The sequence below is a fragment of the Limnohabitans sp. TS-CS-82 genome (assembly GCF_002943475.1).
Genome location: NZ_PTQX01000016.1, coordinates 74355 through 100603, shown reverse-complemented (window position 1 = coordinate 100603; position 26249 = coordinate 74355). Strand labels below are relative to the sequence as shown.

Annotated in this window: 22 protein-coding genes and 1 riboswitch; of the genes, 11 read left to right on the top strand and 11 right to left on the bottom strand. The window is 55.7% G+C overall.

The annotated features are described in order from the left end of the window. Nucleotides 1-68: 68 nt before the first annotated feature. On the top strand, nt 69-2237 hold the full coding sequence (locus C5F52_RS24525) for a TonB-dependent siderophore receptor (RefSeq protein ID WP_161499762.1): 2169 nt from the start codon (nt 69-71) through the stop codon (nt 2235-2237). Beyond that, nucleotides 2234-3091, top strand: a complete 858-nt coding sequence (locus C5F52_RS24520; RefSeq protein WP_104800992.1) for an alpha/beta hydrolase — start codon at nt 2234-2236, stop codon at nt 3089-3091. The genes C5F52_RS24525 and C5F52_RS24520 overlap by 4 nt, the downstream gene beginning before the upstream one ends. 82 nt (nt 3092-3173) lie before the next feature. On the opposite strand, the gene C5F52_RS24515 is transcribed toward C5F52_RS24520, so the two are convergent. Continuing rightward, complete coding sequence (locus C5F52_RS24515; protein WP_104800991.1) at nt 3174-4151, bottom strand: GMP reductase; 978 nt, start codon at nt 4149-4151, stop codon at nt 3174-3176. Between the two features lie 139 nt (nt 4152-4290). Here C5F52_RS24515 and C5F52_RS24510 point away from each other — a divergent pair, with 139 nt between their 5' ends. Beyond that, nucleotides 4291-6675 carry a UvrD-helicase domain-containing protein gene (locus C5F52_RS24510; RefSeq protein ID WP_104800990.1) on the top strand — a complete coding sequence of 795 codons (2385 nt, stop codon included), beginning with the start codon at nt 4291-4293 and terminating at the stop codon, nt 6673-6675. A 60-nt stretch (nt 6676-6735) separates the two neighbouring features. Here C5F52_RS24510 and C5F52_RS24505 read toward each other — a convergent pair whose 3' ends face one another. Further along, nucleotides 6736-7512 (bottom strand): BPSS1780 family membrane protein, encoded by a 777-nt coding sequence (locus tag C5F52_RS24505; protein ID WP_104800989.1) that lies wholly within the window; start codon nt 7510-7512, stop codon nt 6736-6738. Between the two features lie 3 nt (nt 7513-7515). Further along, nucleotides 7516-8478, bottom strand: coding sequence for a homoserine kinase (locus C5F52_RS24500; protein WP_104800988.1), 963 nt, complete (start codon nt 8476-8478; stop codon nt 7516-7518). A gap of 411 nt (nt 8479-8889) precedes the next feature. Between C5F52_RS24500 and polA the strand changes: the two genes are divergently transcribed. The 6 genes from polA (at nt 8890) to C5F52_RS24465 (ending at nt 15343) form a co-directional block, all read left to right on the top strand. Then, nucleotides 8890-11670 (top strand): DNA polymerase I, encoded by a 2781-nt coding sequence (gene polA, locus C5F52_RS24490; RefSeq protein ID WP_104800986.1) that lies wholly within the window; start codon nt 8890-8892, stop codon nt 11668-11670. 227 nt (nt 11671-11897) lie between these two features. Continuing rightward, on the top strand, nt 11898-12422 hold the full coding sequence (locus C5F52_RS24485) for a hypothetical protein (protein ID WP_104800985.1): 525 nt from the start codon (nt 11898-11900) through the stop codon (nt 12420-12422). Then, entirely contained in the window at nt 12422-13519 is a 1098-nt protein-coding gene (locus C5F52_RS24480) for a 3-oxoacyl-ACP synthase III family protein (protein ID WP_104800984.1), read from the top strand. The genes C5F52_RS24485 and C5F52_RS24480 overlap by 1 nt, the downstream gene beginning before the upstream one ends. Nucleotides 13520-13561: 42 nt before the next feature. Beyond that, entirely contained in the window at nt 13562-13939 is a 378-nt protein-coding gene (locus C5F52_RS24475) for a thioredoxin family protein (RefSeq protein ID WP_104800983.1), read from the top strand. Nucleotides 13940-13950: 11 nt separating this feature from the next. After that, the gene (locus C5F52_RS24470) at nt 13951-14679 is read left to right on the top strand and encodes a cytochrome c biogenesis CcdA family protein (protein ID WP_104800982.1); all 729 of its coding nucleotides are present in this window, start codon (nt 13951-13953) and stop codon (nt 14677-14679) included. Nucleotides 14680-14710: 31 nt separating this feature from the next. Then, nucleotides 14711-15343 (top strand): LysE family translocator, encoded by a 633-nt coding sequence (locus tag C5F52_RS24465; RefSeq protein ID WP_104800981.1) that lies wholly within the window; start codon nt 14711-14713, stop codon nt 15341-15343. On the opposite strand, the gene C5F52_RS24460 is transcribed toward C5F52_RS24465, so the two are convergent. Further along, the gene (locus C5F52_RS24460; RefSeq protein WP_104800980.1) at nt 15340-15780 is read right to left on the bottom strand and encodes a MarR family winged helix-turn-helix transcriptional regulator; all 441 of its coding nucleotides are present in this window, start codon (nt 15778-15780) and stop codon (nt 15340-15342) included. The genes C5F52_RS24465 and C5F52_RS24460 overlap by 4 nt on opposite strands. A 124-nt stretch (nt 15781-15904) precedes the next feature. Between C5F52_RS24460 and C5F52_RS24455 the strand changes: the two genes are divergently transcribed. After that, nucleotides 15905-17815, top strand: a complete 1911-nt coding sequence (locus tag C5F52_RS24455; RefSeq protein WP_104800979.1) for an FAD-dependent monooxygenase — start codon at nt 15905-15907, stop codon at nt 17813-17815. A gap of 197 nt (nt 17816-18012) precedes the next feature. On the opposite strand, the gene C5F52_RS24450 is transcribed toward C5F52_RS24455, so the two are convergent. The 3 genes from C5F52_RS24450 to C5F52_RS24440 all read right to left on the bottom strand — a co-directional run bounded on the left by C5F52_RS24450 (nt 18013) and on the right by C5F52_RS24440 (nt 21755). Next, nucleotides 18013-19287 carry a D-amino acid dehydrogenase gene (locus C5F52_RS24450; RefSeq protein ID WP_104800978.1) on the bottom strand — a complete coding sequence of 425 codons (1275 nt, stop codon included), beginning with the start codon at nt 19285-19287 and terminating at the stop codon, nt 18013-18015. Between the two features lie 170 nt (nt 19288-19457). Next, a riboswitch (glycine riboswitch) is annotated at nt 19458-19558 on the bottom strand. A 27-nt stretch (nt 19559-19585) separates the two neighbouring features. Next, on the bottom strand, nt 19586-20758 hold the full coding sequence (locus C5F52_RS24445; RefSeq protein WP_104800977.1) for a M20 aminoacylase family protein: 1173 nt from the start codon (nt 20756-20758) through the stop codon (nt 19586-19588). Between the two features lies 1 nt (nt 20759). Beyond that, complete coding sequence (locus C5F52_RS24440; protein WP_104800976.1) at nt 20760-21755, bottom strand: tripartite tricarboxylate transporter substrate binding protein; 996 nt, start codon at nt 21753-21755, stop codon at nt 20760-20762. 107 nt (nt 21756-21862) lie between these two features. On the opposite strand from C5F52_RS24440, the gene C5F52_RS24435 reads away from it, so the two are divergent. Beyond that, nucleotides 21863-22747, top strand: coding sequence for a LysR family transcriptional regulator (locus C5F52_RS24435; RefSeq protein ID WP_104800975.1), 885 nt, complete (start codon nt 21863-21865; stop codon nt 22745-22747). A 65-nt stretch (nt 22748-22812) separates the two neighbouring features. Here C5F52_RS24435 and C5F52_RS24430 read toward each other — a convergent pair whose 3' ends face one another. From C5F52_RS24430 to C5F52_RS24415, 4 genes are read right to left on the bottom strand one after another with little or no spacing between them, the layout of a single operon-like run. Further along, entirely contained in the window at nt 22813-23529 is a 717-nt protein-coding gene (locus C5F52_RS24430; protein WP_104800974.1) for an ABC transporter ATP-binding protein, read from the bottom strand. A 1-nt stretch (nt 23530) separates the two neighbouring features. Further along, a complete protein-coding gene (locus tag C5F52_RS24425; RefSeq protein WP_104800973.1) occupies nt 23531-24286 on the bottom strand; it encodes an ABC transporter ATP-binding protein in 756 nt (251 codons plus the stop codon). Then, nucleotides 24283-25302, bottom strand: coding sequence for a branched-chain amino acid ABC transporter permease (locus tag C5F52_RS24420; protein ID WP_104800972.1), 1020 nt, complete (start codon nt 25300-25302; stop codon nt 24283-24285). Before C5F52_RS24420 ends, C5F52_RS24425 begins: the two co-directional genes overlap by 4 nt. Nucleotide 25303: 1 nt before the next feature. Then, complete coding sequence (locus tag C5F52_RS24415) at nt 25304-26188, bottom strand: branched-chain amino acid ABC transporter permease (RefSeq protein ID WP_104800971.1); 885 nt, start codon at nt 26186-26188, stop codon at nt 25304-25306. Nucleotides 26189-26249 lie beyond the last annotated feature (61 nt).

The window sequence follows — 26249 nt, the reverse complement described above, 5'->3', positions numbered from 1 at the left end:
AGATGGATCAGAAAGAAAACCTGAACTTTACACGGCAAGGGTATTCATACCTCGGTAAACTTTTTGATATGCATTTCACGCCCACTGCTCGCACCGTTTTCATCCCATTTGCTTTAAGTGCCGTTGCCGCTCTGGCGCAGCAAACCACGGCACCTGCAACGACGGCATCCGACATGGGGCGCATCGAAATCACCAGTGGCCGCGACAACGACACGCAGCAGCGCCGTGAATCTACTGCCAGCAAAATTGTGATTGGCCGTGAAGAGATTGAGCGTCAAGGTGATTCCAACCTTGGTGAGATTTTGAAGCGCATGCCTGGCATCACCTTGGGTGGTGTGCCAGGCCGAGGCGGCGGCATCCGCATGCGTGGCTTGAGCCAAGGCTACACACAAATCTTGCTCGATGGTCAACGCGTACCACCGGGTTTCAGTGTCGAGTCCCTCACGCCGGAGATGATTGAACGCGTTGAAATTTACCGCGCTCCCACCGCTGAGACGGGTGCGCAAGCCATTGCCGGCACCATCAACATCATCACGCGCGAAGGCCGCAAAGGCATGCCCACTGAGTTGAAAGTGGGTTCATCGTTTCAAGGTGGTTATGCGTCGCCCTCGGCTTCTTTGGTCAAGTACCACGATGCTGAAGAGTGGTCTGGCAACTACACCTTGTCGGTCAATCGCTATTCGGCACCTGACCACAGTGAGAACGATCTAACCCGTGTCGATAACCTGGGCACTACCGTGCGTCATCGTGTGAGCGACAGCCATTACGACCGTGAAGGCATGAATGCCACCGCACGTTTGCAGCTCAAAGGTGATCCAGGTGAAACGTTTACCTTGATGCCATTTGTAGCGCTGTCGCAAGGCAAGACGCCAGGCACCATGCAGGCCACAGAAACGTTCAATGGCACGGCTGTGGCCAATAGTCCCGCGACAGCGAATAGCGAAAATAAAAATCACTTTGCAGTGGCGCGTTTGAACGGTCAGTGGCGACGCAAGCTCTCAACTGACAGCAGCATGGAGTGGAAATTCAACGTGGGTGGTTGGAACAGCCATAACGAATTTCAACAAACATCCACCAACCTGTCGCTCATCCCTCGAGTGACAGAAAACTCGCATGTGCAAGACCGCTCTACCAACCTCAGTGGCAAGTACACCAATGTTATGGGCGGCGGTCATCAATGGGTGAGTGGTGCTGAGGCTGAATCGGTGCGACGCACGCAAGAGGTGCAGGGGTCTTATCAAGGTTTTGCACGCAGCGCTGACTACCAAGCCAGCTCCATGCGCTATGCCGTGTATTCACAGGATGAGTGGCAGCTCACACCACATTGGGCCACGCATCTCGGCGCACGCTACGAAGGTTTGACCACGGAAGGCAGTACAGCGACAGGCGATGTGACGAATCGCAACAGCGTATTTACACCCTTGCTGCATGCCATGTGGCGCCCTGATCCTGATAGCCGTGACCAAGTGCGTATGAGTCTCACGCGCAGTTTTAAAACGCCCACCATGCCCACTTTGTTGGCGCGCCGTACGTACACGCGTGACGACAACAGCGCGACCAACCCCGATGTGGCGGGTAACCCCAATCTCAAGCCAGAAGTTGCCACAGGCTTGGATGTGGCGGTTGAGCGCTATCTGCCACAAGGTGGTGTGCTGAGCGCCAGTGCATTTCATCGCCGTGTGCAAAATTTGATTCGCAATGTAACCACGCTAGAGTCGGGGGCGAATGGCCGCTGGCTGTCTAGCCCACAAAACATCAGCGAAGCTATCACAGAAGGCATCGAGCTAGAAGCCAAGTTCCGCATGGACCAGTGGATCACTGATGCCCCGCACATCGACCTGCGCAACAACCTGAGTTTTTACCGCTCACGCGTGCTCAGCGTCATGGGGCCAGACAACCGGCTCGACCAACAGCCCAGCATGACCGCCAACTTTGGTGCGGATTACAAGCTTAAATCCGCACCGCTCACGGTGGGTGGCAACATCAACTACAACCCAGGCTACAGCACCCGTTTGAGTGCTGAGCAACTCACCACCATTTCGCAAAAACGCGTTATGGATGTGTATGGCTTGTGGCGCGTGGACGGCAACACAGCATGGCGTTTGACCTTGAGCAACCTCAACCCCTTGAACTACAACACAGGCAGTGTTTACAGCGGTAACGGTGTGACGGAAAACAGCCGCACCAGCAACCGAAGCTGGACCAACGTGCAAATTCTTCTGGAGAAAAAACTATGACGCAACGCGACGGCGCTTGGTATGACCGCATGTACAACAACCGCGCCTTGGTGCCCGAGCATGCGGCGCACTTTGCGCATTGGAGTCAGGCATCAGCACAAGTGCGCGCCACACACCGTTGCTTTCAAGACGTGGCCTATGGCCGTGGTTTGAATGAAACCTTAGACATTTTTCCCAGCGAAACAGCGGGCGACAAAGCACCTGTGGTGGTGTTCATTCACGGCGGTTATTGGCGCTCACTCGACAAAGCTGATCATTCATTCATCGCGCCCGCCTTCACCGCGCAAGGCGCGCATGTAGTGGTGCCTAACTACGCGTTGTGCCCTGCAGTGACGGTGTCTGACATCACGCTGCAAATGGTCAAGTGCGTGGCTTGGGTGTGGCGCAACATCCACCGCTTTGGTGGCGACCCCAGCCGCATCACACTGGTGGGGCATTCAGCCGGTGGTCATTTGGTTAGCATGTTGTTGGCCTGCGACTGGAAAGCCTACGCTGCTGACCTACCTGCGCATTTGGTCACTAAGGCGTTGTCAATTTCTGGTTTGTATGAGCTTGAATCTGTGCAAGCCACCCCGTACCTCAAAGACAGCCTGCGCTTGACGGATGAGGTGGTGCTACGCAACAGCCCCGCATGGATGCCAGCGCCTAAGCAGGGCACGCTCTACAGCGTGGCAGGTGGCATTGAGAGCGAAGAGTTTATTCGCCACAACTTTTTGATTCAGCAGTCCTGGGGCAAAGACCGCGTGCCTGTGGCCGAGACCTTGGACGGCTTGCAGCACTTCAGCATCGTCGAGGCGATGACGCAGCCTGGACACCGCTTACACACGCTGGCGCTTGAGTTGCTGCACAAGTAAAAACCACAGCAATAAAAAAGCCTGTCATGCGCAAAGCAGACAGGCTTTTTTGTTTGGCCATCAATTGGCCAAAGTGCGAGGTTTACATCAACAGATGTTCGCCAGCGTTGTCGCCGCCCAAGGTCACATAGTTCACCTTGCGGATGTCCATCAACTTGGTGCCGCCGGCATAGCTGATTGAGCTTTGCACGTCTTGCTCCATTTCGATGAGCGTGTTGGCCAGTTTGCCTTTGACGGGCTCAAGGATGCGTTTGCCTTCCACGTGCTTGTATTCGCCTTTGTTGAAGTCAGAGGCTGATCCGTAGTATTCCTTGAACAGTTCGCCATTAACTTCCACGGTCTTGCCTGGCGACTCTTCGTGGCCTGCAAACAGCGAACCAATCATCACCATGCTTGCGCCAAAGCGGATGCTCTTGGCAATGTCGCCGTGGCTGCGAATGCCGCCGTCAGCAATGATGGGCTTGGTCGCCACGCGGGCGCACCACTTGAGCGCTGACAGCTGCCAGCCGCCGGTGCCAAAACCAGTTTTGAGCTTGGTGATACACACCTTGCCTGGACCCACGCCCACTTTGGTCGCGTCAGCGCCCCAGTTTTCGAGGTCGATCACGGCTTCAGGCGTGGCCACGTTGCCCGCGATGATGAAGCTCTTAGGCAACTTGGCCTTGATGTAGCCAATCATGTCGCGCACGCTGTCGGCGTGGCCATGGGCGATGTCGATGGTGATGTATTCAGGTGTCAAACCAGCTGCAGCCAGAGTGTCCACGGTTTCGCGGTCGGGGCCTTTGACGCCCAAGGAGATCGAGGCGTACACACCCTTGGCGTGCATGTCTTTCACGAATTGGACATTGTCCAAATCGAAGCGGTGCATCACGTAGAAGTAGTTGTTTTGCGCCATCCACAAGCAGATGCTTTCATCCACCACGGTTTTCATATTGGCGGGGACAACTGGCAAGCGAAACTTGCGGCCACCGAGTTCAACACCTGCATCGCATTCAGAGCGGCTTTCCACGCGGCACTTGCGTGGCAGCAACAAGATGTTGTCGTAATCAAAAATTTCCATATCCCAAGCTCCAGAATAAAACGTTCGAAGATTGAGCGCTTGGCTTGGCCGGTTTTTTCAGGTGCAAAAGGCAGGCATAAAAAAACCGAGCGCAAGAATCTTGGGCCCGGTGGCTGATTCTAAACCCTAAAATTGACAGATGCATTTTTCACCTGATACCTCGCCCTTGCTCCAAGGCCTCAACAACGAGCAAGCCGCTGCAGTCACGCTGCCGCAGGCGCATGCCCTTATCTTGGCGGGGGCAGGGTCGGGCAAGACGCGGGTGCTGACCACACGCATTGCGTGGCTCATGCAAACGGGGCAGGTCTCGCCCGGTGGTTTGCTGGCCGTGACCTTTACCAACAAGGCGGCCAAAGAAATGCTCACGCGTTTGTCGGCCATGCTGCCTGTCAATGTGCGCGGCATGTGGGTGGGCACCTTTCACGGGCTGTGCAACCGTTTTTTGCGCGCCCACTGGAAGCTGGCCAACTTGCCCCAGTCCTTTCAAATTTTGGACACCCAAGACCAGCTCAGCGCCATCAAGCGCTTGAGCAAGCAGTTTCAGGTGGACGACGAACGCTTCCCGCCCAAGCAAACCATGCGCTTCATCGCTGGCTGCAAAGAAGACGGCCTGCGCCCAAAAGACGTGGTGGCTCGCGACCCCGACGACCGCAAACGTGTGGAGCTGTACGAGCTGTACGAAGCCCAATGCCAACGCGAAGGCGTGGTGGATTTTGGGGAACTCATGCTGCGCTCGTACGAGCTGCTGCGCGACAACGATCCGTTGCGCGAGCACTACCGCCGCCGCTTTCAACACATCTTGGTGGACGAGTTTCAAGACACCAACAAGCTGCAATACGCGTGGCTCAAACAACTCGCTGGCCCTGTCGATGGCGGCGGAGGTTCCATCTTGGCCGTGGGTGACGATGACCAAAGCATTTACGCTTTCCGTGGCGCACGCGTGGGCAACATGGCCGACTTTGTGCGCGAGTACAACGTGACGCACCAAATCAAGCTCGAGCAAAACTACCGCAGCTACAGCAACATTTTGGACAGTGCAAACCATCTCATCAGCCACAACAAAGGCCGTTTGGGTAAAAACCTGCACACCACGCAGGGCGCAGGCGAGCCCGTGCGTGTGTATGAGTCCCCCACCGACTTTGCCGAAGCGCAATGGATGGTGGAAGAGATGAAGCAACTCTTGCGCGATGGCAAAAACGGCGATGGCGCAACCGGTGTGCAACACCGCAGCGAAATAGCCGTGCTTTACCGCAGCAACGCACAAAGCCGTGTGATCGAAACCGCGCTGTTCAACGCCGCCATGCCGTACCGCGTGTACGGCGGTTTGCGCTTCTTCGAGCGTGCTGAAATCAAACACGCTTTGGCCTATTTGCGTTTACTAGAAAACCCACGCGACGACACCAGCTTCATGCGCGTGGTCAACTTCCCGCCGCGTGGCATTGGTGCCCGCAGCATCGAGCAGTTGCAAGACGCCTCGCGTGCCATGGGCTGCGCCATGAGCGATGCCGTCACTGCCGTCGCAGGCAAAGCAGGGGCCAACCTCAGCGCCTTTGTGGCCAAAATTGATGTACTCCGCGAACAAACGCAAGGCCAAAACCTTCGCCAAATCATTGAGCTGTTGTTGGACCACTCAGGCTTGATCACCCATTACCAAACCGAGCGCGAAGGCCAAGATCGCATTGAGAACTTGCAGGAATTGGTCAATGCCGCCGAGAGCTTTGTGACGCAAGAAGGTTTTGGTCGTGATGCCGTGGCTTTGCCCATTGATGAGCATGGCGAGCCTGTGGCAACAGATGGCAACACACCCGCCACACCGCAAACCATGATCAACGCCGACACGGGCGAAACCCTGTCGCCTTTGGCAGCCTTCCTCACGCACGCGGCGTTGGAGTCGGGTGACAACCAAGCGCAAGCGGGCCAAGACGCGATTCAGTTGATGACGGTGCATGCCTCCAAGGGTTTGGAGTTTGATTGCGTGTTCATCACGGGCATGGAAGAAGGCTTGTTCCCCCACGAAAACTCGATGAACGACTTTGATGGCCTCGAAGAAGAGCGCCGCCTCATGTATGTGGCCATCACACGTGCGCGCAAGCGTTTGTACCTCAGCCATTCGCAAACCCGCATGTTGCATGGCCAAACGCGCTACAACCTGAAAAGCCGTTTCTTTGAAGAGCTGCCAGAGCACACGATGAAGTGGATCACGCCTGCGCGTTCAGCCTTTGCCGATGCGATGCCAACGCGGCGTGATGCATGGCAGAACAACAACGGCTGGCAAAACAACGCATGGGGTGGTGGTGCAGCCACGGCGGTTGCGCCCAAGCCTGTGCCTCAGCGTGCAGCCCCTGTGACCAGTGGCCCGAATGCATGGGTGCGTAGCGGTGTGCAGGTGTTCCACGCCAAGTTTGGCGAAGGCGCAGTGGTGAGCATTGAGGGGGTGGGCGACGATGCCCGTGCGCAAGTGAACTTCCCGCGTCATGGCACCAAGTGGCTGGCGCTGAGTGTGGCCAAGCTCACCCAAGTTTGAGAAGCCGTGAAGGTGTGATGCGTTTTAAGCGCTGCTTGTTGCAACGCGCTTGAAAGTTTTTTACGCGTAAATCACGTCTGACGTGAAGCAGTCTTTGAAGCTGTAATACGTGGAGCTAAAAAACATGGAAGCCAACATCAGCATGGCGGGCAGCAGGGCCATGGCGGCAAAGTCGCCATCGCCCACCAAGCTGCCAATGATGGTGATCGCAAATGTGGTGCCCAAGAAGATGGCGGACCACATTAAACCAAACACCAAGAATGCGCGCCAGTTGCTCAAGCAGGCCACGGTGCTAAAAAACAAGCTTTTGCCCACTGGTACGCCGTGCCAATGCGTGAGTGCAGGCGCATGCCAAAACACCAGCGACAAAGGCAGGTACAGCATCATCGAAAGCCACATGGCGTTTTGAAAATCGGGCTCCATGATGGTTTCCATTTCCAGTGAGCCGCCCACCAAATACAGCTTGGCAAAGTCACCGCCGTCCACGAGTGTTGACAAGCCCATCACGCCCACAAAGCACAGTGCGTAAATGAGGCCCAGCATCAGCATGTTGCGCTTGCCTTCTGCGCCGGTTCTAAAACCTGCGGCCAAGATAAACGGCATGGGGAACTTGCCCAACTCCACTTCGCGTGTGGCGGCCATCAAGCCCAAGGTGGCTGCTGGCAGCAGCATCAAGGCAAAAAAACTGCCCAATACGGGCACGATGGAGAGGACGGACATGCTCGCCATGAACATGAAGAACAAGCCTGTGAGTGCCAGCGGTTGCTTCCAAAAAGCACGGATGCCTTGGCGCACCCAGAGTGAGCCAGTTTTTGCGGGAACGACGTTGAGTTTCATAGCTCAGAGTGTGACAGGGTGTGCCACACGTTGGCGCAACACACGCTCAAAGTGTGTCGGATCGTGGGGTTGCAACATGCTCGCTTCGCGCGGCAGGTGGAAGTCCCACAGGCGAGACGTCCAAAAACGCAAGGCGCCTGCACGCAACATGGGGTTGAGCAGCTGGCGCTCAGCTGGTGTGAAAGGGCGGACGGCTTGATAAGCGGCTATGAACGCTTGTGCCTTGGCGGCATCGTGCGTGCCCTCGGCGTGCGTGATGCACCAGTCGTTCAAACACACAGCCACATCAAACAGCCATGTGTCCACGCCTGCAAAGTAAAAGTCGAAGAAGCCTGTTAGCTCGGGTGCTTCTACGCTGCCATCAAACATCACGTTGTCGCGAAAAAGATCAGCATGCACGGGGCCACGGGGTAGAGCGGTGTAAGCCGATGACGCAGCAATGTGGTTTTGGTGGGCCAGCTCGGTTTGAATGAGCGCGGCTTGCGATTCGTTCAAAAACGGCAGCACCACAGGCACGGTCTCGTTCCACCAAGGCAGGCCACGTAGGTTGGGCTGTTGGCGGTTGTAGTCGCGGCCAGCCAAGTGCATGCGGGCAAGCATGTCGCCCACAGCGGCGCAGTGGGCAGCGGTGGGGCTGAGTTCGCTTTTGCCGCGCAAGCGGTTGACCACCGCAGCAGGCTTGCCTTCGACGGTCAGCAAGATGTCGCCGTCTTGGTTAGACATGGGGTCTGGCACAGGAATACCGCCGTGTGCCAAGTGTTTCATCAGGTACAGATAAAACGGCAGTTGCGCGTGCGTGAGGCGCTCAAACAGCGTGAGCACGTATTGGCCTTCGCTGCTGGTGAGGAAGTAATTGGTGTTCTCAATCCCGCCTTGGATGCCTTTGAGCTCCACCAACTCGCCAAGCTTGAGTTGGGTCAGCAGTTCTTGCGCGGAGGACTCTGAAACTTCGGTGAAAACTGCCATGACAACCAAGGGATTAAAAAGTTCGCACATTGTAGTTGGCGCGTAAGCGACAGTTTGGCTTGTTTTGCTGGGCTCGCTTGTGGGCTGAGGGATGAGCGGGTTCCTCATGCTGGGGTACCAGAAATCGTCACCCGCTCATCCCTCAACCCCCAAGACTACGGCCTGCTGGTTTGTGGCTCCGCTGTTGCGATTGCCGCATTAGTTCCTACGAACGGCAGTTGTGTTTGCGTTGCATGGCAATGTGCCAACGGCACGAGCCATGCTGCAGGCGTTCCAAAACCTGTGTCGCAGACTGGGCGTGGCTGGTGGGCGTCGCCATGATTTCTGGTACTCCAGCATGAAGCAGCGACGCCCACCAGCCGCGTCCAGCGAGCCCAGCCAAAAAAAGCACACAAGGCACAATCACAACCTATGAGTGAATCCAAAACATTGCTGCTGGTTGACGGCTCCAGCTACCTATACCGCGCCTTCCATGCCATGCCCGACCTGCGCGCTGTGCCAGGCGATCCAACGAGCGCTGCCACTGGGGCCATCCGCGGCATGATCAACATGATGCAGGCCTTGCGCAAAGAAGTGCCCACTCAACTGGCCGCTTGTGTATTTGACGCCAAAGGCCCCACCTTTCGCGACGAGATGTACCCCGCGTACAAAGCCAACCGCTCGCCCATGCCGGATGACTTGCGCTCGCAAATCGAACCCATCCACGCCATGGTGCGCATGTTGGGCTGGACGGTGCTTGATGTACCGGGCGTAGAGGCGGATGACGTGATTGCCACTTTGGCCGTGACTGCAGCCAAGCAGGGCTTGACAGTGGTGGTGTCGAGTGGTGACAAAGACTTGAGCCAGTTAGTGAACGAGCACATCACCATCATCGACACCATGAACGGCAAGAAGCGCGACGTTGCGGGCGTGACTGCCGAGTTTGGTGTGCCGCCTTCGCTGATGATCGACTATCAAACCTTGGTGGGCGACACGGTTGACAACGTGCCCGGCGTGGCCAAGGTGGGCCCAAAGACTGCTGCCAAGTGGCTGATGGAATATGGCTCGCTCGACAACTTGCTGCAAAACGCCAGCGCCATCAAAGGCGTGGCGGGCGAGAACTTGCGTCAAGCCGTTGAGTGGCTGCCCACAGGCCGTCAGCTGGTGACCATGAAAACCGATTGCGATTTGTCGGCCTACGTGCCCAACTTGCCAGCACTCGATGCGCTGCACTTGGCCGAGCCTGATAAGCCTGCACTCAAAACCTTTTACGAAACCTATGGCTTCAAAGGTTTGGCCCGCGCCATCAGCGAAGGTGGTGATGCAGCTGGCGCATCAGAAGCTAAGCCGAAGTTTGAAACCAACCCCAGCCTGTTTGACGAACCCGAAGCAGTTGTATCTGCCGTGACCGACAAGCATTACGACTGCGTGCTGGACTGGGCCATGTTTGACACATGGCTGGCCAAACTCAATGCTGCTGAGCTGGTGGCGTTTGACACCGAGACCACCTCGCTCGACGCCATGCGCGCCGAGATTGTTGGCCTGAGCTTTTCGGTCAAGCCTGGCGAGGCCTGCTACATCCCGCTGGCGCACAGCTATGGCGATGCACCCACGCAGTTGCCCATCAATGAAGTACTGGCCAAACTCAAGCCTTGGTTTGAAAACGCCGACATCAAGAAGCTGGGCCAACACATCAAATACGACCGCCATGTCATGGCCAACCACGGCATTGAGGTGAAGGGCTATGCGCACGACACCATGCTGGAAAGTTATGTGCTGGAAGTGCACAAGCCTCACGGCCTGGCTAGCTTGGCCGAGCGCCATGTGGGTCGCAAAGGTTTGAACTACGAAGACCTGTGCGGCAAAGGCGCGCACCAAATTCCGTTCTCGCAAGTGGACGTGGCGCGTGCCACCGAATACTCGTGCGAAGACTCCGACATGACGCTAGACGTGCATCAAGTGTTGTGGCCACGTTTGCAAGCCGACGACAAACTGCGCTTCATTTACGAACTAGAAATTCAAAGTAGCGAAGCGCTGTATCGCATCGAGCGCAACGGTGTGTTAATTGACGCGCCAACACTCGCCGCACAAAGTCACGCGCTGGGTCAACGCATCGTGCAGCTAGAAACTGAAGCGTATGAAATTGCAGGCCAGCCATTTAACTTGGCCAGCCCTAAGCAACTGGGCGAAATCTTCTTTGACAAACTGGGATTGCCCGTTATCAAAAAAACCGCTACCGGCGCACGCAGCACAGACGAAGAAGTGCTGGAGAAATTGGCCGAAGACTACCCACTGCCTGCCAAAATTTTGGAGCACCGCAGTCTTAGCAAACTCAAAGGCACTTACACCGACAAACTAGCTCTTATGGCCTACCCACGCACAGGCCGCGTGCACACGCACTACGCACAAGCGGTGGCCGTGACGGGCCGCTTGTCTAGCAACGACCCTAACTTGCAGAACATTCCAATTCGCACTGCCGAAGGCCGCAAAGTGCGCGAAGCATTCGTGGCTCCAGCGGGCTGTGTGATAGCTAGTGCCGACTACAGCCAGATCGAGCTGCGCATCATGGCGCACATCAGTGGTGACGAGGCTTTAGTTAAAGCTTTCCACGACGGCTTAGACGTGCACCGTGCCACTGCGGCCGAAGTGTTTGGCGTGGGTGTGGATGCAGTCAGTACCGAGCAGCGTCGGTATGCCAAGGTCATTAACTTTGGCCTCATCTACGGCATGAGCGCGTTTGGTTTGGCTAAAGCGCTGGGCATCGACAACAGCGCGGCTAAGAACTACATCACCCGTTACTTTGAACGCTTCGCGGGTGTGAAGCGCTACATGGACGACACACGCGAACAAGCCAAAGCACAAGGCTATGTAGAGACGGTGTTTGGCCGCCGCTTGTACTTGCCCGAAATCAACAGCCCCAACGGCCCACGCCGCGCAGGCGCAGAGCGTGCCGCCATCAACGCACCCATGCAAGGCACAGCCGCTGACCTCATCAAGATGAGCATGGTGGCCGTGCAAAAAGCCATTGATGAACAACAACGTCAAACCAAAGTCATCATGCAAGTGCACGATGAACTGGTGTTTGAAGTGCCCGAGTCAGAAGTGGAATGGGTCCGCACCGAAGTGCCACGCCTGATGGCTGAAGTGGCGCAGCTGAAAGTGCCGTTGTTGGCTGAGGTGGGGGTGGGGTTGAATTGGGATGAAGCGCATTAAGTTGATGCAACAAACGCAGAGATGTGTAACCTTTTTGGGATTAAAAACGAATAGATGAATAACGCTCGCGCACTCATCTATTCCATATGCATCCACTCCAGCCAGCTACTGTTGCAGCCAAAACCTCGTGCTTTAACCGCGCAGGCATAGTTGCATCGCTACAGCCACATTACTCGCTGCAGCCCGCTAGGCTGACTAAGGGTCTAGCCTTACAGCACCATCAAGATTTGGCGGACGTGCTGCCGTATTTGGCCTGCGGCGAAGAGTCGGCGGTGTATGCCTTTACAGGGCGTTTGCAGTCGGCATTGCCCGCAGATGCGGCGCAGGTACTGCAGCGCATTGCGGATGACGAGCAAGGCCATGCTAATTTGATCGCCGCCATTCAGGCTGAGCTGCCCGCTGCGGGGATCAGTATTTCGCCATTGCGGCTGGCGCAATTTTTTAGACGCATTGAAGCAGCCACCCCTGCCGAACATTTGGCTCGTGTGGCCGCTCTGGATTGGGCAGTGTGCAAACTTTTGCAGCCGCTGTTGCGCATTGGCGGGCCTGTTAGCCAAGCCCCTTTGCTTCATAGCGCGATGTGTGATTTGCGCCAAGACGAAGCGCGGCATGTGCGTTTGGCCCGCGGCTTGGCGCAGCAAATGGGTTTTAGCGCCACGCAGCAAACTGCGATCAACCTTGACATGCAGCAACGCCTGCAGCGGTTGATGCAGCCAGTGCACGCTGCGTTGCAGCGACTAAGGGGGCAGTGATGCAAGCGGGGCGATTGACCATGGCGCAAGGGCGGCGCACTTTGTTAGGTTGGGGCTCAGCGTTTCCGGGTGAGGCCATCAGCACGCAAGATCTATGTGATCGTATTGAAAGCCGCTTTGATATTCCCACCCAACGATTTGCCAGATTTTTAGCGGGAAAGTTGGGTGTGCAAGCCCGCCATTTGTGCCGCGACTTTGTGCATGCCCAAGAGTCGCCACGGGCTGGCGCACGTAACCCCGAGTTGGCTGCGCGTGCCATGCAGCATGCGTTGCATAAAGCACAACTTCCGGCCGATGGTCTGGCGTACCTCATCAGTCACACCACCACACCCGCGCAGTTGTTGCCCGCAGGGTCTGCAGAAATTTCGCGCTTGGTGGGCCACACTGGCGCACACATGGAGTTGCGCCAAGCCTGCACGGGTTTTGCCAACGCGCTGCAAATTGCATTTGCCATGACGGTTCACCCAGATGCAGCGCCTGTAGGCATCGTGGGTGTAGAGACAGGCTCGGTTTACTTTGACCCCAACAGCTTGCGTGAGCGCACAGCACAGTGGGTGAATTTTTTACAAATGGGCGATGGCGCAGCAGCTGTGGTGATCGGTCCTGACACGGGCGACATCAACAACAGTCACAGCCCCATGATTCACAGTGCTTACTTTGGCCAAGCGCAGCAGCCACCCAAGCCCGGCTTGCGTTTAGCCGTAGGCGGCTCCGATAAAACCTATACGCACGCGGGCACAGCACAGTTTGAGCACGATTTCGACAGCGTCATGCAAGAGGGCTTGGCCTTGCTGCAGTATGGTCGCGATGCGCTGGCCGCACAGGGCAATGCGCTGCATGACGCCGCTTGGGTAGTCCCTCACCAAGCCAGTGGTGCACTTGCGCCTTGGTTGGCTAAACGATGGGCTTTGCAGCCAGAACGGGTTAGCGCACATGGCGCACGTGTGGGTAATTTGGGCAGTGCCAGCATTTGGGCAGCGCTAGATGATGTGCTGCAGCAGCGTGCCCAATGGGCGGGGCAGAGCGCAATGTTTTTGGGGGCAGAAGCAACGCAATACAGCTATGGCGGTTTTGTGTGTAACTTTTTAAGGGGCTAGGGCGAACTCACTTGTAACTACATTGATACATGAGGAACCCCTATGAAAAAAACGCTCGCACTTTTGGCCATCACATTGGCTGCTTGGACCACCCAAGCTAACGCACTCAACATCGAACCCTACAGCGCCCAAGCGCTGGCAGACAAGCAGCAAGCAGGCGAGGTGGTGGGTCTGCACTTTCATGCCATTTGGTGCCCTACTTGCTGGTCACAAGAGAAGGTGTTTAAAACCTTCAAAGGTGATGCCTCAGTGCCCGGCACTCTGCTGGTGGTGAATTACGACACCGAGCGCGAGCTTCGTCGCCAACTCAATGTGCGTACGCAATCCACCGTGATTGTTTACAAAGGCAAGCAAGAGCAAAAGCGTTTGGCGGGTGACACCGATGACAAAGTGTTGCGCGACGTTTTCACCACCAACTAAGAGCGCTCGCCATGGATATCAGCATTTCTCAACTCAGCCTCAGTGTGTTGGCCGGTAGCTTGACCACTTTGTCGCCTTGCGTGTTTCCACTTTTACCCATGGTGTTGGGTGGGGCGGTGCAGGGAAACCGTTGGTCCCCTGTGTATATGGGTGTGGGCATGGCCGCTTCGTTTGCGTTGATTGGCGTGGTGTTGGGTTGGGCAGGTCCTGCACTGGGCATTGACAACGAACACGTGCGTACCGCGGGGGCTTTGCTACTGGTGGCGTTGGGTTTTGTGATGTGGGTGCCTGCATTAAACGAAGCGTTCACACGCGCCATGCAGCCCATAGCAAGTCGCGCACACCAAACCTCTGCTGCGCTTGATGGTGGCTCGCCTCTTAGCGCGTTGCTGTTGGGCGCTGTGTTGGGCTTGGTGTGGAGCCCATGCTCTGGCCCCTTGTTGGCATCGGCCCTGACATTGGCGGCCAGCGAGGGTGGTGCAGCCAAAGGTGCTTTGGTGTTAGGCGTGTTTGGTGTGGGTGCTGCTTTGCCTTTGGTGGCAGTGGCTTACGCATCGCGACGTGGCTTTGATGCGGCCAAAGGCTGGGTCATGGGCGCGATTGACCGATTGAAGAAAGTATTTGGCTTGTTGATTGCACTCACCGGTGTGGCCATCTTGACGGGTGCAGATAAATGGCTAGAAGCCCAAGTGCTGGGCTTGTTGCCAGAGGCTTGGTTACGTGCAACCACCTTGTTTTAAAGCATTGCATAGCGGCTCCTAGAATGGGTGGATGCTCACCCTAGACCAGTTACTAGCCTTCTTGCTAGCCGCCAGCCTCATCACCATTTCCCCTGGCCCCGACAACCTAATGGTGCTGAGCCTTGGCATGTCGCGTGGGCGCAAGCAGGGCATGGCGTTTGGTTTGGGGTGTGCGCTGGGGTGTTTAAGCCACACGCTGTTGGCGGTGGTGGGGGTTAGCTCGTTGTTGGTAGCGTCGCCTGTGGCGTTTGCGGCTTTGCGCATTGGCGGCGGGGCGTATTTGTTTTGGTTGGGTGTGCAGGCTTTGCGCAGCCGAGGCGGGGCCACCGTACCCACCCATGCCGCCGATGCGCCCGAACAGTCTGCCATGCAGCTGCTGTGGCGCGGTGTGTTTGCCAACGCGATCAACCCCAAAGTGATGTTGTTCTTCTTGGCTTTTTTGCCGCAGTTTGTGGCGGCTGATCGTGGTGATGTGCCTTGGCAGTTGGCGCAGCTGGGCATGGTGTTTACCGTGCAAGCGGCTGTGCTGTTTGGCGTGTTGGGTTACTTTGCGGGCACGGTGGGGCAGTGGTTTGCGCGCTGGCCGCTGGTGGCGTTGTGGTTTGACCGACTAGCCGGTGTTATTTTTTGCGGCCTTGGCGCACGTTTAATTTTTATCTCTTAGGCCTCGTCGGCCAATTTGTCATGCCACACCACTTGACGTGCCAGCTTGATAAAGCGCTCTTGCTCGGCCGCGCTCAAGGGGTGAAGGATGTCAGCTTGCAGCTCATGCACGACGGGCTGCAAGGCCAAGTAAATTTTGTTGCCCTTGGCTGTAAGCGACAGCTCGCGCGATCTGCGGTCTTGCTCGCTCACCACACGGCGCACCCAGCCTTTGGTGTCTAAGCGTTCAATCACGCCGCCAATGGTGGCGCGGTCGTAGCCAATGATTTCGGCCACGCTGGCTTGGTCGACATGCGGGTTGTTGGCGATGGCGTCTAGCGCGGCGTATTGCACTGAGGTCAGGTCATAGCCCGCGGCTTGGGTGCGCTGCGCAAAGATTTGGGTGGATTGCTGTTGCAGGCGACGTATCAAGTGCCCCGCCATGTCGTGCATTGCCATGCCTGTGTCTCCGTAGAAATACCAATATGGTAATCATACATACCATCTTGACGGCCATTAGTAAGTATAGTTATCATTTGTCTGTGCCGAGGTTTCGGCGAGGTTTCAACAATGGAGACAAGACATGCAGTTTTACAAAGACGGATTTCGCGGCGGTAGCCCAGACATCAAGCAAGCCGCACCCAACCGCCGCAACCGTGGCATCAACGAGCCCTTGCCCGAAAAAGTAGATGTGTTGATTTCAGGCACAGGCCCTGCAGGCCTTTGCTTGGCCGCGCAGTTGGCACAGTTTCCAGAGATTGAGGTGATGATCACCGAGCGCATGCCCAGCAACATCATCAAGGGCAAGGCCGATGGCATCAACACGCGCACGATGGAAATGTTCCAAGCGTTTGGATTTGCCGACAAGGTCAAGCGCGAAACGTATTGGGTCAACCAAACCGCGTTTTGGATGCCCGACCCGACAAACCCCGAGCACATCAAACGCGTGGGCCGCGTGCAAGACGTGGCCGACGACAGCTCGGAAATGCCGCACATCTTGATCAACCAAGCGCGCTTGCACGAGTTGTTTTTAGAGGTGATGAAAAATTCACCCTCACGCCTAGAGCCCGACTACAGCTGGGAAGTGGTGGGCCTGACCATTGACGAGACAACCGACGACCACCCCGTGACCGTGACCCTGCGCGACGCCAGTGGCTTGAACTGGGGCGCCACGCGCACCGTGCGCGCCAACTACGTGGTGGGCTGCGACGGCGCGCACTCCGCTGTGCGCAAGGCCATTGGCGGCGAGCTGCATGGCGATGCCGCGCACCAAGCCTGGGGTGTGATGGACATTTTGGCCAACACCGATTTTCCCGATGTACGACAGAAGTGTTTGATCTCGTCAGCGAGCGAGGGTAACTTATTAATTTTGCCCCGCGAAGGCGGTTATGTGTTTCGCATGTATGTAGCGCTTGACAAACTTCGCCCCGACGAAAAAGCTGCCCACCGCAAGTTCACCCAAGACGACATGATTGCAGCGGCCAATCGCATCATCAAGCCGTATGCGATTGATGTGAAAGAAGTGGTGTGGTGGTCCATCTATGACATTGGCCACAGCATCACCGATCGCTTTGACGATGTGCCCGAGGGCGAGGATCGCGACCCACGCGTGTTCATCGCGGGTGACGCGTGCCACACCCATTCACCCAAAGCGGGGCAGGGCATGAACGTGTCGATGCAAGACACATTCAACCTGGGTTGGAAGCTGATTCATGTGCTGCAAGGTCGCGCCAACGCCAGCCTGCTGCGCAGCTACACCCAAGAGCGTTTGACCGAAGCCAAACGACTGGTGGAGACCGATCACAAATGGTCGCGCGTCATGTCTGCCCCCACCACACAGGCCGAGCGCGATGGCACCGAAGAGCCTCGCATCATTCGCCAGTTCAAAGACAACTTGGAGTTCACAGGCGGCACAGCGGTGAAATACGACACCTCATATTTGTTTGCCGCCAGCGCACACCAAGCGCTGGCCAAAGGCGAGGAGGTGGGTCGACGTTTTCACTCAGCGCCAGTGGTGCGTGTGTCAGACGCCAAGCAAATGCAACTGGGCCATGTGGCACAGGCTGATGCACGCTGGCGCATTTATGCGTTTGCAGGCAAGGCAGACACCTCTAGCGCAGGCTCAGGCATTCACAAGCTGTCGGACTGGTTGGAAACCAACGCCAACTCACCCATCGTCAAGCACACACGCAAGGGTGAAGACATTGATGCGGTCATCGACTTCCGCGCCGTGTTTCAACAAACCTTCGATCAGCTCGCTTACGAACACATGCCCTCGTTGCTCAAGCCCAAAACAGGCAAGCTGGGTTTGCAAGACCACGCAAAAGTTTTCTGTGTGGACCACAAAGGTGTGGGCGATATTTTTGACATGCGTGGCATCGATCGCGACAAGGGCTGCATGGTGGTGGTTCGTCCTGACCAATATGTGGCGCATGTGTTGCCGTTGGATGGCTATGAGGAACTGTCCGCTTTCTTTGCGGGCGTTCTGCGCTGATTAGCTCTTGGCCCAGCACGAGTTGAGCCAGGGTTGACTGCAGCAGTCCGTCGCTCTGTAATTTTTTAGAAAACGTAGCTTTTAGAAAGACCCGCGATGCGTCTATTGGGTCTAGATATAGCGCTTTGACATAGCTAAAAAACCGAACGGTAGAGATGCACAAGGTACCTCTAACGTTCGGTGAAGGTGCTTTCAGCTTACAGATTGCCAGCAGTGGCTGCGTGCAAATTCATCGCTTGCACCGACGTTTGAGCTGATGCTTTGACGATGGTGTCTGATACCAGCTCAGCGGTCACGGCAGACAGCGTCCAGCCCAAGTGCCCGTGACCGGTGTTGTAGAACACGTTGGCGGCTTTGCCCTGGCCTACGCGCGGCATCATATTGGGCATCATGGGTCGCAAGCCAGCCCATGGCACCACCGAGCGGGTGCTGATGCGGGGGAAGCATTGTTCAACCCACTCAACCAAGGGACGAATGCGGTCCGCACGAATGTCACGGTCGATGCCATTGAATTCGGCAGTACCCGCTACGCGGAAGCGGTTGAGGCCTAAGCGGCTGGTGACCAATTTGGTTTCGTCATCCAGCAAGCTCACGTTGGGTGCGCCCATTTGGCTTTCTTCATCGTTGAGGTTGACCGTGATGGAGTAGCCTTTGACGGGGTAAATATTCACGCGATCGCCCAGCTGAGCTGCAAAGTTTCGGCTGGCAACACCTGCACATACAACCACGCTGTCAAAGGTATGAACACAGGGGGACGCATCCTCTTGTGCCACGGTGATGACGGCTTGTTGGCCGTTGCTTTGAACCGAAGTCACATCTTGGCCATACAGCGTGTGCACACCCAGTCGTGCTGCCGCAGCGGCGAGTCCGTTGGTGAATTTGTGAATGTCACCTGTGGCATCGCTTTCGGTGAAGTAGCCACCGTAGTAAGTACCAGCCAAGGTGGGCTCGATGGCTTTCATTTCCTCTGGGGTCACGGCATGGCGAGGAAGTCCACCCTTGGCCAGCATGACTGACACTTTGCCTGCATGGTCAAACCCTTTTTTGTCGCGGTAGATGTGGAGGATGCCTTCTTTCTTCAGGTCGAAATCAATGCCTTCTTCTTGTGCCCAAGCAAACAAATGTTTGCGAGCTGCGACAGCTAAGCGCGCTGTCTCGACCGTGTTGCGCTCGTAATGGGGCATGGCCGCAATGAACTCTGCAAACCAAGAGAGTTTGTGCCATGTAGGTGCTGGGTTGACCAGCAGCGGCGCGTCACTTTTGAGCATCCACTTGAGGCCTTTGAGGATGGTGGACCAATGCGTCCAAACTTCTGCGTTGGATGCAGACAGTTGCCCGCCGTTCGCAAACGAGGTTTCCATCGCAGCATAGCGATGGCGTTCAAACAAGGTCACGGCAAAGCCGCGTTTGGCTAAGGCGTAGGCTGTTGTGACACCCGTGATGCCGCCGCCAATAACTGCGATTGTTTTCATGATGAAGGAACTTTCAAAACGTCAAGGGTTGAGCTTTGGCATGCAAACACGCATACACAAAGCGCCCCCTCTGTTTTTGGACCTGAGAGATTCACGGTGGCGTGTGACGGCCATCGCTTGCTCCTTCGGTGCACTGACGGACGAATGCGTCAGCAGCTCTTCAGAGTTGGGTCATGTCACCGGTCCGTTTGCCTGAGAGTTTCCGGGGCGGTTGCTCCTTCGGCGCTGCCCAGCACGCTTGGGCGTTGGCAGTCTCTCCCGATGACATGTCGACACAAGGTCGAGTAAAAATCAAATATCAGTTTGCCAGAAATCTTTCTACCAGCGCGACCCAATAAGCAGCGCCAGTGGCAATGTTGTCGTCATTGAAATCGTAGCCTGGGTTGTGCACCATGCACGCACCAGCAGAGTCTGCATCACCGTTGCCAATCAGTAAATAGCTACCCGGTATTTTTTCGAGCATGAACGCAAAGTCTTCACTGCCTGTCAAGGCTGGGCCTTGCAAGGTCACGCGTTCGGAGCCTACTAAATCAAGCGCCACTTGTCGTGCAAAGTCTGTTTCAGATTTTGAGTTCAGCAGCACACAGTAGCCGGGACGCCAATCGATATCGGCACTCACGCCGAAACTCTCGGCTTGCGCAGCTACCAAGGCTTTGATGCGCTGCTCTAACAAACGTCGCACCTCTGGGTTGAGGGATCGCACGCTGAGCTCTAGGGTGGCCAACGCAGGAATGACGTTGTTGGCTTGACCTGCATGCAATGCGCCCACCGTGACGACGGCCGTATCGAGCGGGTCGACGTTGCGCGACACGATGGTTTGCAGCGCCATGACGATGGACGATGCCGCTACCAAGGGGTCTGCCGCGCGGTGGGGCATGGCTCCATGACCACCGGTGCCGTGCACGCGGATGGTCACGTAGTCGCTCGAGGCCATGGCTGCACCGTCACGAAACACAAAGTGCCCCGCAGGTGTGCCTGGCATGTTGTGCATGGCAAAAACAGCATCGCATGGGTGGTGCTCAAACAGGCCGTCCTCCATCATGCGCACCGCGCCGCCGCCGCCTTCTTCGGCTGGTTGAAAAATCAAATTCAAGGTGCCGGTGAATGACGCATCTTGCGCAATCGATTTGGCAGCAGCCAAGAGCATAGCGGTATGACCATCGTGGCCGCATGCATGCATCACGCCGGGTTTCACACTCGACCATTCAGCGCCTGTGGCTTCTTGAATGGGCAGTGCATCCATGTCCGCGCGCAGGCCTAAGCGGCGGCCTTGCCCTCGCGTCAATGTGCCCACCACACCTGTGCCACCCAAACCACGGTGAACAGCATAGCCCCAGCCCTCTAGCTTGGCAGCGACCAAGTCAGACGTGCGGTGCTCTTCAAATGCCAACTCGGGGTGGCGGTGGATGTCGCGGCGCAGTTGGATGAATTCACCCACTCGCTCGGTCAGTGCATCACGCAAGTAGGTCATATCACTGGGGCTGCAAGTCGATCGATTTCGCGATGGCGCGGAATTGTGCCGTGCCATCCACATAGGCTTTATCCACAGCCTTCAAGGACAAAGGCTTGGCAACCAATTGGCTATTGGCGGCCAGACCACTTCTGACGGCAGGATCTGACAGCGAATCAGTGATCGCTTTGTGAATGACTTGAACCACAGGTTCAGGCGTGTCTTTTTTCACAAAGTAGCCTGTCCAAATGTTGAAGGTGAAATTCTTGAGTGACTTGCTTTCGCTGATCGCGGGGTAGTCTTTGACCGACTCCAAGCGCTCGCTGTTGAGCATGGCGAGCACTTTGAGCTTGCCTTGCTTTTGCAACTCCTCATAAGCCTTACCAAAGGGGGCCAAAAAGATATCGACTTGGCTACCCATCAAATCTTGGTTTGCAGGCGCTGCGCCTTTGTAGGGCACATGCGTCATGGGAATGTTGGTCACTTTGGACAAGTGCTCACCCAGCAGGTGATAAAAACTGCCAGGCCCAACGCTGGCGTAGGTGATGGGGCGACCGGCTTGTGCTTCTTTTTTAGCGTAGACCAAAAACTCATCGACAGAGTTCACGGGCAAATCTTTGCGTGCCAAAAATGCAATTTGTGCTGTCGCGATCATCTGCACCAAACGGAAGTCTTCGCTCTTGAACTTCACAGCAGAAATAGCCAAAGGCGCCAAGATCAATTCGTTCGGCGAGCCTTGAAAAATGATCTGACCATCGGCCGGTGCGTTCAACACTTTTTGTGCAGCGATGGAACCACTGGCACCTCCCAAGTTGTCGACGATCACGGTTTGTCCCAGGTTCTTGGACAGTGTGTTGTTGACCGTGCGGGCAATCACATCAGACAAGCCGCCTGCTGGGTAGGGCACCAACAGCGTGACGGGTTTGCTTGGGTAAGCATCTGCTTGGGCTGATGCTGTAACAAACAGGCTGCATAGCACTGTGAGTAGACTCAGAGTTGTACGGCGATTGAATGTCATGGGTTGTCTCCTTGTTGATATGAATGAATCGTAAGAAGTGATGGTTTGTATGTCCAATGCATAATAATTAATGAATCCATAATTTAAATGCATTGATTGGAGCCGCGATGACTTTGGTGCAATTGCGACATTTTTTAGAGCTAGCCAATACAGCTTCGTTCAGCAAGTCTGCTGTCAAATTGCACTTGAGTCAGCCTGCGCTGAGTCGAAGCATCAAGTCTATAGAGGACGAGTTTGGTCACCAACTCTTTGACCGTGTGGGGCGAAAAATTGAACTCACTGCATTTGGGCAGTACTTCTATGCGCAGGCACGAGACTTAGTTGACCGTGCTACCAACTTGAAGCAAAGCAGCCATCAGTTGCTCAGTGGTCAAACGGGTAAGGTCAGAGTCGGTTTGGGGTCTGGTCCAGGCGCCTTGCTGACGTCGCCTTTGATGAAGTACGTTGCCAGTGAATTTCCAAAAGCCCATCTAGAGATCGCACGGGGTCATACAACTCTGTTGGTTCAGGCTTTGCGTGATCGGCAGCTCGATGCGCTGGTGTTGGACATTCGGTCTTTGAATCCGTCCAGTGACCTGGAGGTGGAAGGTTTGTGCGAACTGCCAGGTGCATTCATGTGTCGCAAAGGCCATCCTTTGAGCAAAGCGCGTCAAGTCACGTTAGCAAAGCTCAAGGACTATCCTGTTGCCTCAACACCTCTCAGCGATGAGGTCGCCCGCATCCTGGTGGATCGTTATGGTGCAGATGCACATCCTGATGTTCTGGTCAATGTGCGTTGCGATGAAATTTCAAGTTTGCTGGATGTGGTGCGATCGACAGATGCCATCTTGGTCGCTGTTCGATCTTTAGGACCAGACTTAGTGGCCCTCAAGATGTCGCCGGAGTTGAATGCAACGGCAAAGTTTGGCTGGGTCTCGCTCAGGTCCCGCAGTGAGTCACCTTTGTGCGGCTATTTACGCACGGCTACAAAAGAAATATTGAGCGGGCATTAGCCATGCTCCCTCAGACCATCAAGACGCCACTTGATGCCAAGTGGCGTCTTGATTCACTGGAACCTTTAAACGCCAAGTAATTTGGGCAAGGTAGCGTCAAGTGCCACTTGGCTAGACGGTCCTGTAAGTGCCACTAAACCTTTTTGCAGCACGATCGCTTGATCGCTGTGAGCCAACACACGACGGTAGTCGCGGTCAACAATGAGCGTCGCAATGCCACTGTCCCGGATGTTGGCAATGACGTTCCAAATTTCATTCACGATCAAGGGTGCCAACCCTTCCGTGGCTTCATCCAGAACAATCAAGTCAGGGTGCGTCATCAAGGCCCGTCCAATAGATAGCATTTGTTGCTCGCCGCCTGATAGCTGGTTACCCATATTGCTTAGTCGCTCTGTGAGACGTGGAAAAGTCTGCATGACGCGGTCAAAGGTCCAGTCTTTTCGGCCATCGGTTCCGGGGCGTGCAGACATCAATAAATTTTCTCGCACCGTCAGATTTGGAAAGATGCCGCGGCCTTCAGGCACATAGGCAACGCCCAAACGTGCGACTTGGTGGGGTTTGAATCGGGAGGCATCTTCACCAAACAGCGTGATCGATCCCTCGCGCTGCGTGAGATGACCCAATAGCGTTCGGATCAGTGTGCTTTTACCCATGCCATTTCGCCCGAGTAGGCCCATGGTCTGGCTGCGCTGAATCTTGATATCAATGCCATGCAGCACATGGCTTGACCCATACCAGGCATGCAAGCCTTTAGCGTCGATCAAATAGTCGTTGGTTGTCATGTCAGTGTCCTTCTCCAAGGTAAGCGTTGCGCACTTCAGGGCTCTGACGAATAAAGGCCGCGTCACCTGAAGCGATCTTGACGCCGTTGACCATCACCGTGATGACATCGGCAATGCGAAACACTGCATCCATGTCGTGCTCTACCAACAAAATGGCGTGCTCAGCACGCAGGGTGTCGAGTAGCTTGAGCATTCGGTCGGTCTCTTCTGCACCCATGCCCGCAAGTGGCTCATCAAGCAGCAGAACTTGTGGCTGAGTCGCTAAGCACATTGCGATTTCAAGCTGACGCTTCTGACCATGTGACAGCATGTTGGCTTGACGATCGAGCATGTGTTCTAAACCCGCACGACAGGCGGCATCGTGCGCTGCAGCCTGGGTCACCGGACACGCATTGGCTGATTGCCACCAAAGCCAGGGTTTCTGTGACTGGGCTTGAGCAGCCAATCGGCAGTTCTCGTAGACCGTGAACGTTGGGTAGATGGTGTTTCTTTGGTAGCTTCTACCCAGGCCTGCACGCGCACGACGCGCTTGCGTCCACTGCGTCACATCTTCACCCATCAAATGCACTGAGCCGCTGGAGGCTGGAATCTCGCCAGACAACATGTTGATCAGCGTGGACTTTCCTGCACCGTTTGTGCCGATGACGGCATGCACAGTGCCACGTGTCAACTCGATGGAGACATCGTTGACCGCAACCAGACCTCCCCAACGTCGTGTGATGTGGCTGCCGCGTAGCAAAACTTCTGAAGGCTTCATGATGTACCTTTCGTGGTGGTCAGGTCACCCAACCCTGAGTCATCTGACTGCGCTCCAACCAAACGGGTTCGCAGTTGCCCCGGAAGACTGACCAGCCCATTGGGTAAAAGTGCCACAGTGGCAATGATGGCCAGGCCTAGTCCTAAGTGCCAGTGCTTGGCGAACTCGCCAAACACAGACTCTGATTTGAAAAATTCTTGCAACAGTGCAAATGCAAAGGCACCAACAAGTGCACCGCGCAGATGGCCAAGGCCGCCCAGAATGATCATCACCAAGACCGCACCTGACAAGTGCCAGCTCATCATCTCGGGGTTCACAAAACCGTCTTTCACTGCAAACAAAAAGCCTGCCAACCCCGCAATGGCGCCAGAGAGGGTGAACGCTGCCAACTTATAGGTGTAGGTTGAAAAACCAGTGGCGAGCATGCGTTGCTCATTGACCCGAATACCCGCCAAGGCTCTGCCAAATCGGGAGCGTAAAAGCACCGCTAAAAATACAAACACCAGAAAAAGGCAAGCCAAGGTGAAGAAATACATCGACGTTGGAGAGTCAAGGTTGATGAGATCTCCCAAGACAGGCTTGATGTTGAGATAAATACCATCTGACCCGCCACCCAGTGGGGTGTCATGCACCACAAAGTAGGCCATCTGGGCAAATGCCAACGTCACCATGATGAAGTACGCGCCCTTGGTACGTAACGACAAGGAGCCGACCACAAAGGCATAGAGTCCTGCCGCCAGCACAGCCGCTGGCAACAACCACACCAGCGATGCGGCTTCAGTGTCTGACGACGCGCGAACTGCTACGTAAGCACCAATGCCAAAGAAAGCGGCTTGGCCAAAACACACCAAGCCAGCCCCTCCCACGATCAACTCAAGGCTGAGTGCCAAGATGGCGTAGATCATGATCTTGCTCATCAGATCAATGCCGAAATTGCCGCTCAAAAATGGGAAGCACGCAAGCGATGCAAAAAACAGCACGACAAAAGTGAGTTTTGGGTTCTTGTTGTCAGTCATTTCATCCACCCACTTTAAAAAGGCCATCTGGTTTCCATAACAAGATCCCAGCCATCAAGAGATAAATCAATACGCCAGACGCTTGAGGCAAGAGAACCTTGCCAAAGGTATCCACCACGCCGATCATCAGTGCCGCAGCCAGTGCACCTTTGATAGATCCAATGCCGCCAATGACCACCACGACAAAGCAGATGATCAACACTTGGTTGCCCATGCCCGGATACACCGACGACACTGGTGCAGCCACCATGCCGGCCAACGCTGCAATGGCCACACCCGCAGCGAACACCACGCGGTATAAAAACTGGATGTCAATGCCTAGCGATTGCACCATTTCTCGGTTACTGGCGCCCGCGCGAATCATCATGCCCAGACGGGTTCGTGTGAATACGAAAAACATCGCCAATGCCAAACCTAGGCAGACGGCTGACACGAACAGTCGATAAATGGGATAGGTCATGACCTCGCCCAGTTGCAGTGAGCCCGCTAAGAGGTCTGGCACCTGAACGCCATACACATCGTCACCCACCAGCAAACTGCGCAGTTCCTCAAACACGAGAATCAGCCCGTAGGTCATCAGCACTTGCTGCAAGTGTTCACGGTCGTACAGGTAGCTGTAAAACGCCCATTCCAAAAAATAACCCAACAGAACGGACAGCACCACGCCGACACATAAAACCGCAAAGAACCCTCCGCCAAAGGTGCCACTCACGAGGGGTGACAACGCGAAGGCCATGTAGGCCCCAATCATGTAAAAGCTACCGTGGGCCAGGTTGATCACGCCCATGATGCCGAAGATGAGTGTCAAACCTGAAGCGACCAGAAACAGCAATAAGCCGTACTGCACCGCATTCAGACACTGAATGAGAAAGTTTGTGAGATCCATAGAGCTGATGCGTTACGTCCTTTCCACGGTTGGAAAGGACGGGTGTTGACGAAGGGCCGAA